Source organism: Anaerococcus sp. NML200537, assembly GCF_026131715.1.
In the GTDB taxonomy this organism is placed as follows: Bacteria; Bacillota; Clostridia; order Tissierellales; family Peptoniphilaceae; genus Anaerococcus; species Anaerococcus kampingae.
Map to the genome: position 1 here is coordinate 40,301 of NZ_JAMXSL010000006.1, position 13,961 is coordinate 54,261.

The 13,961-nt window shown below is 34.7% G+C and carries 12 protein-coding genes; 1 reads left to right on the forward strand and 11 read right to left on the reverse strand.

The window, feature by feature from the left end; all coding sequences use genetic code 11:
- The 9 genes from NH288_RS02665 to NH288_RS02705 form a co-directional block, all read right to left on the reverse strand.
- The gene (locus NH288_RS02665) at positions 1 to 741 is read right to left on the reverse strand and encodes a DnaD domain-containing protein (protein WP_265212891.1); all 741 of its coding nucleotides are present in this window, start codon (positions 739 to 741) and stop codon (positions 1 to 3) included.
- On the reverse strand, positions 722 to 1,276 hold the full coding sequence (locus tag NH288_RS02670; RefSeq protein WP_106460718.1) for a GNAT family N-acetyltransferase: 555 nt from the start codon (positions 1,274 to 1,276) through the stop codon (positions 722 to 724). Before NH288_RS02670 ends, NH288_RS02665 begins: the two co-directional genes overlap by 20 nt.
- Complete coding sequence (dnaB, locus tag NH288_RS02675) at positions 1,269 to 2,600, reverse strand: replicative DNA helicase (protein ID WP_265212893.1); 1,332 nt, start codon at positions 2,598 to 2,600, stop codon at positions 1,269 to 1,271. Before dnaB ends, NH288_RS02670 begins: the two co-directional genes overlap by 8 nt.
- Positions 2,600 to 3,049, reverse strand: coding sequence for a 50S ribosomal protein L9 (rplI, locus tag NH288_RS02680; protein ID WP_106460720.1), 450 nt, complete (start codon positions 3,047 to 3,049; stop codon positions 2,600 to 2,602). The genes dnaB and rplI overlap by 1 nt, the downstream gene beginning before the upstream one ends.
- The gene (locus NH288_RS02685; RefSeq protein ID WP_265212894.1) at positions 3,027 to 5,036 is read right to left on the reverse strand and encodes a DHH family phosphoesterase; all 2,010 of its coding nucleotides are present in this window, start codon (positions 5,034 to 5,036) and stop codon (positions 3,027 to 3,029) included. The genes rplI and NH288_RS02685 overlap by 23 nt, the downstream gene beginning before the upstream one ends.
- A complete protein-coding gene (locus tag NH288_RS02690) occupies positions 5,026 to 5,925 on the reverse strand; it encodes a DUF2232 domain-containing protein (protein ID WP_265212896.1) in 900 nt (299 codons plus the stop codon). The genes NH288_RS02685 and NH288_RS02690 overlap by 11 nt, the downstream gene beginning before the upstream one ends.
- Positions 5,926 to 6,073: 148 nt before the next feature.
- On the reverse strand, positions 6,074 to 6,895 hold the full coding sequence (gene ccsB, locus NH288_RS02695) for a c-type cytochrome biogenesis protein CcsB (RefSeq protein ID WP_265212898.1): 822 nt from the start codon (positions 6,893 to 6,895) through the stop codon (positions 6,074 to 6,076).
- Complete coding sequence (locus NH288_RS02700; RefSeq protein WP_265212899.1) at positions 6,888 to 8,159, reverse strand: cytochrome c biogenesis protein ResB; 1,272 nt, start codon at positions 8,157 to 8,159, stop codon at positions 6,888 to 6,890. The genes ccsB and NH288_RS02700 overlap by 8 nt, the downstream gene beginning before the upstream one ends.
- A gap of 44 nt (positions 8,160 to 8,203) precedes the next feature.
- Positions 8,204 to 9,412: an ammonia-forming cytochrome c nitrite reductase subunit c552 gene (locus NH288_RS02705; protein ID WP_265212900.1), complete on the reverse strand. Its 1,209-nt coding sequence runs from the start codon at positions 9,410 to 9,412 to the stop codon at positions 8,204 to 8,206.
- Positions 9,413 to 9,562: 150 nt separating this feature from the next.
- Here NH288_RS02705 and NH288_RS02710 point away from each other — a divergent pair, with 150 nt between their 5' ends.
- Complete coding sequence (locus NH288_RS02710) at positions 9,563 to 11,707, forward strand: metallophosphoesterase family protein (RefSeq protein ID WP_265212901.1); 2,145 nt, start codon at positions 9,563 to 9,565, stop codon at positions 11,705 to 11,707.
- 20 nt (positions 11,708 to 11,727) lie between these two features.
- On the opposite strand, the gene NH288_RS02715 is transcribed toward NH288_RS02710, so the two are convergent.
- Both NH288_RS02715 and NH288_RS02720 read right to left on the reverse strand, forming a co-directional pair.
- Positions 11,728 to 13,200 (reverse strand): DUF1846 domain-containing protein, encoded by a 1,473-nt coding sequence (locus tag NH288_RS02715; protein ID WP_265212902.1) that lies wholly within the window; start codon positions 13,198 to 13,200, stop codon positions 11,728 to 11,730.
- Between the two features lie 75 nt (positions 13,201 to 13,275).
- Positions 13,276 to 13,929 carry a sugar transferase gene (locus tag NH288_RS02720; protein ID WP_106460727.1) on the reverse strand — a complete coding sequence of 218 codons (654 nt, stop codon included), beginning with the start codon at positions 13,927 to 13,929 and terminating at the stop codon, positions 13,276 to 13,278.
- Positions 13,930 to 13,961: the final 32 nt, after the last annotated feature.

The following is a 13,961-nucleotide window of genomic DNA, read 5'->3' on the forward strand; positions in this document are numbered from 1 at the left end:
TTAGTCCCTCTGATTTCTCAATCTCTCTAGCCTTCTAGCCCTTGCTGTTTGGGCAAGATTGTCGTTATCATTTCCTATATTTGAATCAGATTTTTTCCTATAGGTCCTTACTGTTCTGGATTTTTTAAGCTTGTTGCGTTCTTCTCTCATCCTAAGTTCATTTAGGCTATTTATGCCTTGGTCTCTCCAGGTTTTTAGATAGCCCATTACATATTTTACATCTACGTTATTTGCTTCTCTTGCCTGTCTAAAGGCTTCTGTTACAAGCTCTGGATCTTGGTCATATTCTCCCAATGTCTCGTGGATCCTTGTTATGTCTGCTGGAGTGAGCTGCCTATCTATTATTCTTTCGATATTTTCAAACATGATTGACTTTCTTTGAGCCTTGTCAAAGTTTAGTTCATTGTCATTTGTAGGCTCGCTTTCTCCAAAGTACATCTGCCTTAGGGATATTATTTCTATAAAATTTGTCCCATCTGAGGCCTTTTTTTCTCTAAAGATGCCCATATTTATCCAAAAATTAACGGCTTTTTCAAATCTTTCATCATCAAAGCTTAACTGTCTTTTAATCTTTGCTACATCGACTGTGCCATCATTATATATATCCTTATAAATTAGGAGATAAACCTTGATAGCATCGCCATCTGCCATCTGAAGATAAGTATTTAAAAACATATTCTCAAAGGGGGTGGTGCCCATATCCAGTTTCAGTTCTTGCATTTCAAAGTTCATTATATTCATCCTTACTTATTTTCATATTCATTATCTTTGAATAGATTAGGCCCTTGGACATCTCAAAATATCTCTCATCTAAGTCTATGGCTTGGTTTTCAAAGACTTCTCTCGTGTAGGAGGTCTTTTTAAAACCAGCCTTCTCGTAGGCCTTTATCGCCCTTTCATTAAAGAGGTTGACATCTAAATAGAGGGTCCTATATCTCATTTCTTCAAAAAATACTACAAAAATTTCTCTTATGGATTCGTATCCATAGCCGCAGGATACGTAATTTGCATCAAAGACTATGCCTAGTTTGGCTCTTTTTAGGATTGGATTTATATTTTTAAGGCCGATAAATCCTATAAATCTGTCATCTTCTTTTCTTCTGACTGCAAAATATCTCTTATTTGGCATGTTGATATTGCCATACCAAAGCCTTAGTTCAAAGTCTGTGAGGTTGCCATAATTGTAGCCTATAAGTCTTGGGTCAGAAAAATTGCCCCAATTTTTTAGTTCTAAGGCACTTTCTCTATCTATTTTATCTAAATATATTCTAGGCATTTTCATCCCTATGGCTTAAGTTGATGAAGGTGGTGCATGGCTTGTTGAAATATAAATCAACTGTACCAGTAGCTCCGTTTCTATGTTTTGCAAAGATTAGCTTGGCTATGTTTGGCTCTACCTCTTCATCATAATAATCTTCTCTATATAGGAGCATTACAACATCAGCATCCTGCTCGATGGCTCCTGATTCTCTCAGGTCTGATAGGATTGGTTTATGGTCTGATCTCTTATCTGCCTCTCTTGATAATTGGGCAAGGGAAAGTATAGGACAATTTAGTTCCTTGGATAAGGATTTTAGGCCCCTTGATATGGATGCTATTTCATTTTGCCTATTTTCTTGTCTACCATCAGCTTGCATTAGCTGGAGATAGTCTATTACTACTAAATCAAGTCCCTTTTCTGCCTTTAGCCTTTTTAGTTTTGATTTCATTTCTGATAATCTTATGCCTGGGGTTTCATCTACATAGAGGTCTGTTTCTACTATTTTTTTGGTAGCATCTATTAGAAGTGTCCAATCATCATCTCTTATGGATCCATTGATGATTGATTCTAGGCCTACTAGGCTTACCATTGATAAGAGCCTTTGGTTTAGCTGATAGATTGACATCTCTAGAGAGAAGAAGGCTACAGATTTGCCTGCCTTAGCAGCATTCCACGCCATGGTTAGTCCAAGGGCGGTCTTACCCATAGCTGGTCTTGCAGCTAGTAATATTAGTTGGGAACTTTGTAGTCCCGAAAGTTTGTTATCTACAGCTTCAAGTCCTGTAGCAACTCCTGTTATTCTCCCTTCTGCCAGGGTTAGTTCGTTGATTTGTCGTAGGGTATCATCCATGGTGTCTGCTACCCTTACTAGACCTTGGGAGTGGTTATCTTGTGATATCTCAAATATCCTATTTTCAGCACTGGCAAGGATGTCTGAAACATCATCGCTTTGCCTGTAGGATTTTTCTATTATATCTTCACTAGCCCCGATTAGACTTCTTAATAAGGATTTGGCCTTGACTGTTTTACAATAGGTGTCAATATTTGGAGTATAAAATGAGGAGAGGGTAATCTCAGTGATAAACTCCTCCCCTCCAACTTCTTGTAATATATTTTCGTTGGACAATTGAGATATAAGGGATACTACGTCTACCTTGATGTCTTTTTCAAACATGGTGACTATGGTCTTATATATCCTCTGTGTCCTTGAATCGTAAAAGTCTACAGGTTTTATTATTTGATTTGCACTATCAAAGCTTTCATTTTTCTTTAAAATACAGCCTATGATAGCCTGTTCTGATAAGAAGTCATAAGGTAGTGGCCTTAAGCCATCTGTCATTATTCTGCCTCAGCTACCACGTTTACCTTAAGGTCTGCATTTACTCCTTCATAAAGTCTAGCGTTTAGTACGAATTCACCTACTCCATCGATTTTTTCGATTTCTTCGATTCTCTTTCTATCTATTTCGATTCCTTCTTTTGCTAGAGCTTCAGCAAGGTCTTTGTTTGTTACAGAACCAAATAGCTTTCCATCTTCTCCTACTCTTACCTTTTGTTCGATTGTTAGAGCTTCGATTTTTTCCTTAAGTGCTTCAGCTTCTTTTCTATTTTCAGCTTCTTCTGCCTTAAGTTGTTCTCTCATTTTTTCAAGTTCAGCCATATTATCTTTTGTTGCCTTTACAGCTAGGCCTTGTGGATCAAGATAGTTTCTAAAATATCCTGGCTTTACATCTACTAGGTCTCCCTTTACTCCAACTCTTACAATATTATCTGTTAGTATTACTTTCATTTTCTTCTTCCTCTCTTAAATATTCTTTTATTGCTTTTCTTAACATTTTTTCAGCATTTTCCATGCTCATCTCTAATTGGGTGGCTGCGGCTGTTAAGTGTCCGCCACCCCCAATGCGCTCTAGTATTAATTGTACCGATATATCGCCTAAGCTTCTACCTGATATGTGAATTTTATTGTTAGCCCTTGTAAGTACAAAGCTTGCGAGTACTCCCTTTATATTAAGAAGATCATCTGCAGCCTGGCTTGCAATAAGAGTAGAACCATCTATTTCTCTATTAAAGTGGGCAATAGCTATAAAATCCTCAACTATGAAGGAATCTGCTATTACCTCTGACTTATATTTTACAATTTCAAAGTCATCTTTAAACATTCTTTTTATATATACTGAGTCAGCACCCCATCTTTTTAGGATTGAGGCTGCCTCAAAGGTTCTTACACCTGTTTGGTAGACAAAGTTTTTGGTATCGACTGTTATACCTGCAAGTAGGGATTCTGCTACGGCAGTTCTTGCCTTAAAGTTTTCATCTAGATAAGATAAAATCTCTGTAACAAGCTCTGATGCTGATGATGCGTAAGGCTCTATATAAGAGACGGTGGCATTTTTGATATAATCTTTACCCCTTCTGTGGTGGTCTATTATAAATATATTATCAGTTATATCCAGAAGTTTTGGGCCTTCTGTAGAATTTTTTCTATGGTTATCTGTAACTATTATAAGGGACTGGGAAGATATTCTTCTTAGAGCTTCATCTTCAGTTAGAATATTATCCTTTAGCTCGCTAAGCTCATCTATAACCCTCGCATACATATTTTCTATAGGCTTTGTGACTTCATTTAGGATAATATAAACCCTCTTATTTATTGACCTTGCACCTTCATAAACACCAAGTGCTGACCCAAATGAATCCATATCAGGATTATTGTGGCCCATAACATAAATATCAGGGCTTGATTCCATCATTCTCTTTAGAGATTGGGAAATGACCCTTGATCTAACTTTAGAGGTTTTTTCAATTGCCTTAGTTTTTCCACCATAGTACTCATAATTATCTTCAAGTTTGACTACAGTTTGGTCTCCTCCACGAGATAGGGCAATATTTATAGCATCTCTTGAATCAGAATATATGTCAGATGGCTTTTCTCCAGCAAGGCCAACACCTATTGAAAGGGTTGGAGGAATGGAATTGCCCTTGCTTATATCCCTGACCTTATCTAAAATCGAAAATTTATCATCACGAATCTCTTTATAATCCTGATACTCACTTATAATCATGAACCTGTCATTTTCATATTTCCTAATTAGGCAATCATAAGCTTTGAAATATTCATTAATCACCCTATCTATTTCACCTAATACCTGAGCTCTTTGGTCAGATTGGGCAGAATTTCTTAGATCATCATAATTATCTATAAAAACAGAATAAAAAACTAATCTTTTTGCCTTAAAAAGTTTTTTGATTGACTCATCATAAGTATTATCTATTCCATATAAGAAGGTTTGATTACTATCATCACCCTCATTAAAAATTGTAGAATAATAAAATTGAATAATCTTATCAGCTATATTAACATTTTGTGATTGTTTAATTTCCTCATTATCAAATTCTATTTCCGCAAAGTCAGGTATGATTGAATCGATGCTCTCTCCAATTAGCTTATTGTCTGGAAATAAGTCCCTAAAAAATGAATTATGCCATTTTATTTTTCTATTTTCTTCTAAAATAGCTATTGGAAATGGCATTTCAAATACTACATTTTTGGTAATAGAATCAAATGAAAAGCTGATATTATCAACATATTTCTGCAATTCCTTATCCCTTGTAGAATTTATGTTTTTCAAAAAGAAAAACAAAATAATACAAACAAATATTCCTACAGCACCTAAGGTCTTATTATAGTAAAAAACTATTAGGGATGCAATTAGAGGAAAGGCCAAAATCAAGATTAAATTAGATCTACTAATAAATTTTTCATTATTTCGCATTTTTCCTCCTTGATCTAAAATCTATAAATATATCTGCAAAACCAAAAAATAATAGTGGAATGAAGATAACTTGAAATAAAATTATCATAAAAAACCATTGAAAGGCTCTTGTCAAAGGCAGACTAGATTTTTTAAGCATGTAGTCAAAAAGACTTAGGCCGTTTGCTACAAGTATTATCATGCTAATAAATATGAGGTTTGAAAGTATATAAGTTCTCTCTATATTCATAAAGCTAGCAAGAAAATATATGATTACAAAGATAAGAGTAAGTCCTAATAAATCCTTAAACTCTACCCTAATTTGGTCAAGTTCTTTTATATCTTCTACCCCCTTATCCATAAAGGATAAGTAATTTCTTATAAGTTTGATAGAAAGGACTGAATAAACCATGACTATCATCGAAATTAGAGAAGGATATAGGGCGCAAGCCTTCTTGTAAATATCAAGGTCAAACCTATATGAATAAGAACTTTCGACCATTTGTTTAAAATCTAATGCCATCTTATCAATAGTAAGCTTATTTTCTATCATTTCTATCTTAAATAGAAAAATAAAAACCAAGCTTATAAGGACAAAGGCCAAAAATATTTGATATTTGTCTGGTATCTTTAAGCTAATTAAGATTACAAATATTAGCCCTACCAAAACTAAGGGGATATAGCTAGTATTTATTTGCTCTATATTTAAAAATACCAGGGCACTTATATAAGTAAACCCCACCTTTACTAAGGCGGATAAGAAGCCATCCCTGAAGGATGTAAGGGCAAGTACCACTGGAATTAAAGCCATAAATATCAGGCTATATCTAGATAAGTACAGGCTGATAAGGCTCAGGCAAGCAATAAATATAGCTCCTGTAATCTTATTTACGCTTTCTGTTAATGTCATAAAATCTCCATATAAAAATTTAGCAATTTTTACTATTATACTGTACTTTAAATTCCTATTTTAACAATATTTATAAAGGCTAGACTTGCCAATATATATTAAAAATATTGACAAAGTCTAGCCGATTTTTAAAGTTATTTATTTTTTTCTAAGCGTAGGAATGTAGGGATGGAATAAAGGTATTTACGCCAATATAGGTGAAAACTACACATATAAAGCCAACTATAGCAAAGATAGCTGCTCTTTTTCCTTGCCAGCCTCTTGACCTTCTTAGATGTAGATAGATGGCATAGATTATCCATGTGATGAAGGACCAAGTTTCCTTAGGATCCCAGGCCCAATACCTACCCCAGGCTGATTCTGCCCAGATGGCACCAGTAATCATAACCATACTCAAAAAGATAAAACCAAAAGCAATAATCCTGTAGGCAATCTCATCTAGCTTTTCCTTTTCAGCTATGCCTTTATTAAAGGCATTATCTGAGAATTTATCTCTTAAAAGATACATAGCAGAAATACCAGCTGCAACAGCAAAGGCACCGTAGGAAAGAATTGCAAGAGTAACATGGATTGCAAGCCACTTGCTATCAAGGGCTGGCATTAGAGGTCTGATTGTCTTATCTCTCATAGCTGCATAGCCGATTATTAAAAATAGAATCGGACTAACAAAGGTACCCATAGCTAGAAGTTTATACTTCTTTTCAAAAATTAAATAGCAAAGGGCTATTCCCCAGGCAAAGGCGCTTGCAAATTCGTATTGGTTTGAAAGTGGGAGCCTTCCAGCATTTATAGTTCTTGCAATTATAGCAAGGGTGTGGGATATAAAGGCGACCATCATGATGTTTTTGCCTATTATCCCCCATTTTTCTGTCTTATTTACAAATAATATTATAAATAGAAACATGGCAATCAAATAGCCAAACAAGGCTAGGTAGAAAAGTAAATTTTCTACATTTAATAAATTAATCATATCTTTCTTCTCCAATAATTTTTTCTAATTTTTCCTTAGATATCTTATCTTTTTTGGCATATTTTACAAATAGATAAGAAAAGTCGTCATCTTCTACCAGGATAAAATCCCTTGGATTGATGTAGAAGGATAGGAAGAGTCCAACCATTAGTAAGCCTGCTCCTATGAGGGCAATATTTTTACCTGGGTCATGGGCCACTTGCAAGAGGGTAAACATCTGAGGGTTATCAATCACAAAGCTATACTCTTCCCATTTGATAGGCTCTCCCGGGTGATTAAGGCCCATATCTACCCTTTCCCCATCATAGAAAAGAGCATAAAGGGCTACAGGATGATGTAGAAATGGTGACTTGGTCCTAGGTTTCATCATATTAGTTTCATCAAAGTCTGGATAAAAATCTACAAATTGTAGGGCGATTTTTTTATTATCAGCTATAAAGAAGTCACCCTTATACATAAGTTTTTCTTCAAAAAACTTTTTATCCTTAAATAATTTTGCCTCATAGGCCCAGCCTGTTGAATTTTGGTAGATATTGAATCCATCAAACCTAAAAGGCTTATTTACCATGGTGAGGCCCTCATCAAGTTTTTTATTATCCTTATCAAGGACTTCTAAACTTGTTATATATTGGTCAACTGTATAATCTTCCCTAAATAGCACATCGTATTGGTTAATTTTAATCTTTTTATCAGAATTTTGAAGATCTAGGATACTTCCAGGTACTCCATGTACAAATTCATCAAAGCCCTTGTAGCGACCAAAGGCGAAGGCTAGAATAATTATGATTATCGATAGGTGGGTAAGCCATGAGCCCAAATGTCCTATCTTGCCATCAAACTTATAATAAACTTTTTTCCCATCGATTTCAGTTTCTTTTGGGCTTTTGACCTTTAAGATTTCAAAAATATCAGAATCTTTTTTTATCTTTTCAAAATCTTGATAATTCTTTAGCCTTTCTTTTATATCTGGATCTTTAAAGGATTTTTCAAAAATTATCTTAAAACGGTTTATGCTACAAAATAATAAATTTACCAGCAAAAGAAGGGTTAATAAAATATACCACCAAGACGAGTAAACCTTGTCAAAATCACATAAAATTATGATTTTCCCAAAAGATGGATAGGCTTCAAGGTAGAATCTTGGATCATTTCCTTGAGGAATTAGGGTCCCAATAATAGATGTCAGGGCTATTATTATTAGTAAAATAATCCCAGTCCTCATGGAATAGAAACTTTTTATAATTTTTTTTATAATTTTTTTCATTTTTTATCCTCAAAGTAAAAGGACTCTGTGGGAGTCCATTACTTTTATTCATATTTACTTAAAATTTCCATGCCTTGGTCTACTAGAGCTTCGGCTTCATCTAAGTTTTTATGAGCTTTATTTGAGTTATGGAAGCCTTCACCATTTTCTACCCAAACAAAATCCCATTTAAACTGAGCGTGTCTGTGAATCTCGTGTAGTTTATCCTTATCTTCTTTTGATAAGTCGCCTTTTTCGACATGGCTTGCAAATAGGTCGATGAATTTTTTAAGCTTATCGCTTACTTCATTTGTCCTATCATATACACCTTGCTGAACTTCTTCAACCCAAGCAATCATATCATCTTCACTCTTACCAGCGTGGCAAGATAGGCAAGAATTCTTGATTGTCTCTTTGGATTTAAGTGGACTTGTCCAGTGGTGAGATTTAAATTTATTGCCCTTTTCATCTTCTACTATTGGCATGTGACAATCTATACAAGAAAGTCCTGCAGCATCGTGGACTGATCCCATAAAGGTTTCAAACTCAGGGTGTTGGGCCTTAAGTAGTCCTGTGCCTGTAGCTGGGTGTTCCCAATCCTTAAAGTCAATTTCATCGTAATATTTTAGCATATCATCAGTTTCAAAACCGTACTTATAAGGTAAGATTACCTCTTTAGTTTCTGGATCTAGATAATACTCTACGTGACATTGGGCACAAGATAGGCTATCAACCTTGGCATTGTTAGAATTGACCCTACCTTCATCAATTTGTTTTCTAAAGTGTTCTCTTGTTACCTGGACTGTACCGATATCATCCATATGGCAATCATAGCAAGAAATAGTCTGCATTCCAGGATGGTCTTTAACAAACTGATCAAAATCCATGCTATTTACATCTATGCCATCTTTTTCAAGGGCAGCTACAAAGTCAGCACTCTTACAAGCAAGACAAGATGCACCTGGCTTAGGTCTTTCGGTATTTATGGCATCTTCTAGAGCATATGTATGGCCCCTTGCCCTGTCGTATTGTTTGGCAAAGTCATAACCATCATAAAATTCTCTAAGATTAGGATGAGCTTCTAGATAGTCAACTTGGACAGAACCACCAAATTTTGTTTCGCTCATATCTGCATTGGCCTTATATGTGGCAAAAACGCCTGGATATGTATCTTTGTAATCTTCTGCTGTTTTTATTTCTTTATCTTGTGAACATGCACTAAGGGCAAGCAGAAGGCCTGAAGCTATAAAAACCTTTGCAATTTTCTTAAACATATGGGCTCCTTTCATAATTTCAAATAATACTTCTTAATATTATTATAAACTATTTTGTTACAATATACAAGAAAGTTTTTTATAAAGCTAAAATACATTTTATTCTAGGCCTAAACAGGTATAATAAAGGAACAATAAGAGGAGTAAAGGATGCTAAATTCAAATATAAAAGACTATGATCTATCAATCATTTCTGATCCTCACGTTCTAGATCAAAGTTTGATTGCAGATACTGAAAACTTAAGAAAAGAATTAAAAATAGAGAGAAAATTAGTTGTAGAAAGCGAATATTTATTTAAAAAATCCCTGGAGCTGGTAGATAAAGCTGCTAGCAACTTTCTCATCCTTTCTGGAGATTTGACCAAGGAAGGAGAGTATGTAAGCCACAAGAAGGCTGCTAGTCTTATTGATAAGTGGAAAAACAAAGACAAAGATCGCAAGGCCTTTATAATACCAGGTAACCACGACATAAATTCCAAAAAGGCCTACGATTATAAAAATGATGGCCCTGCCCAAATGACTAGTCCAAGAGACTTTGAAGAAATTTATAAATCTATCTATGAAGATGATTCTATATTAGAATTCTATAAGGATAGCCCAATTTTTAAAGCCTATCTGGCAGATGTCAATGAAAAATATAAGAGGGATGAAAAATATTCCTACTATGCAAATGGCTATCTCTCATACGTTGCAAGGGTTAAAAAAGATTTTAAATACGAAAATGGCCTAACTATCATCATGATTGATAGCTCAATTTATGCAGCAGATAAGGAACAAAAACACAGGGATGGGATCTGCAATGTAGTAGGATCTATCTCAAAAGAACAACTAAGGTGGATTGCCGATAAGATTGATGAAGCCAAGGCCCGCAAGGATATGGTTATAGCTGTAAGTCACCACGCCTTTATCCCTAATTTTAGAAACCAAGAGCTAGTATTTTCTCCATTTATAATCAAAGAATACAAGACTAAGATAGAAGATAGAGACCCTAGATTAAATAATAAAACTCCTATAGAAGTCTTAGCTGATAATGGTATAAAATTCATCTTCACCGGCCACTTACACGAAAATGGTACAGCTAAGTTTACCACAGAAGAGGGAAGCCTTATCTACAATATACAAACAGGATCAACCATTACCTATCCCCTACCAATCAGACACCTAAAGATAATAAACAAAACTGGCGAAAGCCACGGTTTTGAAATTTCTGTGAAGACTGAACTTATTAGGGATTTTTCCTTTGTAGATGAAAAGAATGAGAAAAAATTTGTAGATGATGCCACAATCTACACTCTCGAAAATCAATTGTCCCTAAAGGAAGTAATATCAAATTATATAAGAATCCAGGCCAACAATCCAAAGCTTGAGGACCTAGATATAAAAAAGGAAATAATCAAGCAAATAAATTCCAATTTAGATATCAAGCTTCCCTATAATAATTATATGGATGCCTATGTATTTCCAAAAATAAGCCGCTTTTTCCCAATGAGAAAGCCTTTTGTGGGCAAAATCGAACTAATAGAAAAAAATGGCAAGCACAAAATTTTAATAAAGGCCATTGGCAATAGGATTCACATAAAATCCGATAATATAGAACTAGCCCTGGATGAGATTTTTAAACAGATAGATAAGAAAATCCTCTATCCACCCCTTCTTATTTATTTTATAGAAAAAATCTTAACAAAAGAATTTAAAATGCCTATAGATAGCAAGGGCCACACCTTCTATGATTTTGCCAACTACATCTACCAATATCGTTCTACAAATAATGATAGGCCTGACTATGTGGATGCCATGATAGCTAGGCTTAATGATAAGTCTTACAATATTATCAATGAACTAATTGATTATGCGGCAGATGAGATAAACGAAGCCTTTGACTATGTTACAAGCCATATAGTTTTTGAGATTGATGGATCTAAGGATAAATTCTACGATACTCTAATCCAAACTGAAGGAATCACATCCAATATTTTTTATAAACACATGAGGTCAAAGGTTAATAATCTAAGAGATTTCCTAGATTTCTTCTCAAGATTTATCACAAAAAAAGCACACATAAATGGTGTAGACCTTGCCAAAAAAATTGCCCACTCCCATTCTATAAGGAAGGTCAAGATGGATGTAAGTAATATGATGTTTGGCCAAAGATCTCTCCGTAAATTTATCACTGATATGATTGGTGAAATGAGTGAGGATATGGCAAAGATATACCAAAATGATCAAGATAATGATGTAGATTATTATTTCAACTATATAGAATACGATGATTTCGAAAGAAAAAAAGACTCCTAAGGATCCCTTAGGAGTTATTTTTATCTGTAATCTTCTTCTGAAAAATCTGGGTCTTGAGTGAAATTTAGGCCTAGTTTTCTAAGCATAGATTTTTGTGAATCATTTAGAATAACTGTTGAATGGGCATCTAGTCCCTTAAGTTTACCAATTTGCTTAATTGCCATGTGGGTTAAAGGGTTAGTTGTCGCTGAGATTGAAAGAGCTATTAGCATTTCATTTACAGAAAGACTTGTCTCATCACTACCTAGCTCTTTTGTCTTTAGACTTGATACTGGTTCTATTATATGAGGAGAGATAAGTAAGATTTCATCATCAAGGCCTCCAAGCTTTTTGAGGGCATTTAAGATGCATGCTGCTGGAGCTGAAAGAAGGTTTGATTTCTTGCCTGTGATTATATTGCCATCTTCTAGTTCAATAGCAAAAGCATCACTTCCTGCTCTTTTCGCTCTGTCTCTTGCGGCTAGGGCTACTTCCCTATCATCTGGACCTATCTCCATCTGGCTCATTAACATTTGAATCTTTTCTAAAGTATGGACAGGGACCTTGGCTAGTCTGTAATCAACCAGGGTATTGTAGTATCTTCTGATAATTTCTTCCTTAGAAGCTTCACTTGCCTCATTTTCATCTACTATGCAAAAGCCTACCCTATTTACTCCCATATCTGTTGGAGATTTGTATGGTGATGATCCCATTATCTTTTCAAACATCTTTTTTAAGATTGGGAAAGCCTCTACATCCCTATTGTAGGATACGGCTGATATGCCATAGGCCTCAAGATGGTAAGGATCTATCATATTTATATCATCAAGGTCTGCTGTTGCTGCTTCGTAGGCCATATTTACTGGATGTTTTAAAGGCAAATTCCAGATTGGGAAGGTCTCAAATTTAGCATAGGCAGCATTTACTCCCTTTTCATGGTCAAGATACATTTGTGATAAGCAGGTTGCCATCTTTCCTGAACCAGGACCAGGACCAGTAACTACTACTAGGGGTCTTTTGGTTTCGACATGGTCATTTTTACCAAAACCATCTTCTGATATAATTGTGGCCAAATCATTTGGATAGCCTTTTATATCATAAGTTTTATAATTTTTAATACCTAAGTTATCAAGGTATTTAATGTATTTCTTGGCCTTTTCTTGTTCTTCATATTGGGTAATCACAATGGCAGATACCAAAAATCCAAAATCTTCGAGGGCACTTTTAAGCCTTATTGCCTCTGTATCATAAGAGATACCGTTATCTCCCCTAATCTTTGAGCTTTCTATGTCTTTGGCATTTATTGTTATGATTATTTCTGTCTTATCTTTAATATTTAGAAGCATTCGTAGTTTACTATCAGGCAAAAATCCTGGCAATACCCTAGAAGCATGAGCATCATCAAAGAGCTTGCCTCCAAATTCTAGGTAGAGCTTGTCAAAGTGGCTGATTCTTTCAAGAATTTTTTCTGATTGTTCTTTTATATATTTATCGTTATCAAAAGCTAATTTCATCCTTACCTCCATTTATTACTTAATGATTATACCAAGTTTTTCTCAAAAAAAAATAAGACGTAAAAATTTTACGCCCTATTCTGTTATTATTGTTTTTGCAGTGTTTAGCAAGATTAAGATATCATTTTTGATTGAAAGATTTTCTATATATTTTAATTTTAGGTCAATTTTTATAGGCAAAATCTTTTCTAAATAAATTTTCTCGCTAGCTTCTATGGAATTATAGTAGTCACTTTCGTTTCTAAATTCTATAGAGGCGTAGTCTGTAATTCCAGGTCTTACGGCAAAGATTACATCATAATAATTATCGTAGAGACCTACCATCTTTGGTGTCTCAGGCCTTGGTCCAACTAAGGACATATCTCCTGCTAGTACATTAAAAAACTGTGGCAATTCATCTATCTTCCATTTTCTTAAGAATCCACCCACCCTTGTGATACGCGGGTCATTTTTGACTGTGAGGTTGTCAAGATTTTTGTCTGCACCAACCATCATGGTCCTAAATTTGATAATGTAAAATGGCTTTTTGTCCTTGCCAAGTCTTTCCTGCCTATAAAATACAGGGCCTTTAGAGTCTAACTTGATAGCTAGGGCAATTATTCCCACCGGTATCAAGATTAGAATTATCACTAGTAGTGAAATTAAAATATCAAAGAGCCTTTTGAAAAATAGGCTGATTTTTTTATTATTCAGTTTTTGATATATTAAATCTTCATTAATTTTTTTCACTTTTATCCTCAAATTTTGAAATCTCTCAATAT

Coding starts and splice junctions, on each gene's coding strand:
- NH288_RS02715 (WP_265212902.1), bottom strand. CDS start 13,200: ATGAAATTAGCTTTTGATAACGATAAATATATAAAAGAACAATCAGAA.
- dnaB (WP_265212893.1), bottom strand. CDS start 2,600: ATGACAGATGGCTTAAGGCCACTACCTTATGACTTCTTATCAGAACAG.
- NH288_RS02700 (WP_265212899.1), bottom strand. CDS start 8,159: ATGAAAAAAATTATAAAAAAAATTATAAAAAGTTTCTATTCCATGAGG.
- NH288_RS02670 (WP_106460718.1), bottom strand. CDS start 1,276: ATGCCTAGAATATATTTAGATAAAATAGATAGAGAAAGTGCCTTAGAA.
- NH288_RS02710 (WP_265212901.1), top strand. CDS start 9,563: ATGCTAAATTCAAATATAAAAGACTATGATCTATCAATCATTTCTGAT.
- NH288_RS02685 (WP_265212894.1), bottom strand. CDS start 5,036: ATGCGAAATAATGAAAAATTTATTAGTAGATCTAATTTAATCTTGATT.
- NH288_RS02705 (WP_265212900.1), bottom strand. CDS start 9,412: ATGTTTAAGAAAATTGCAAAGGTTTTTATAGCTTCAGGCCTTCTGCTT.
- NH288_RS02665 (WP_265212891.1), bottom strand. CDS start 741: ATGAATATAATGAACTTTGAAATGCAAGAACTGAAACTGGATATGGGC.
- ccsB (WP_265212898.1), bottom strand. CDS start 6,895: ATGATTAATTTATTAAATGTAGAAAATTTACTTTTCTACCTAGCCTTG.
- rplI (WP_106460720.1), bottom strand. CDS start 3,049: ATGAAAGTAATACTAACAGATAATATTGTAAGAGTTGGAGTAAAGGGA.
- NH288_RS02690 (WP_265212896.1), bottom strand. CDS start 5,925: ATGACATTAACAGAAAGCGTAAATAAGATTACAGGAGCTATATTTATT.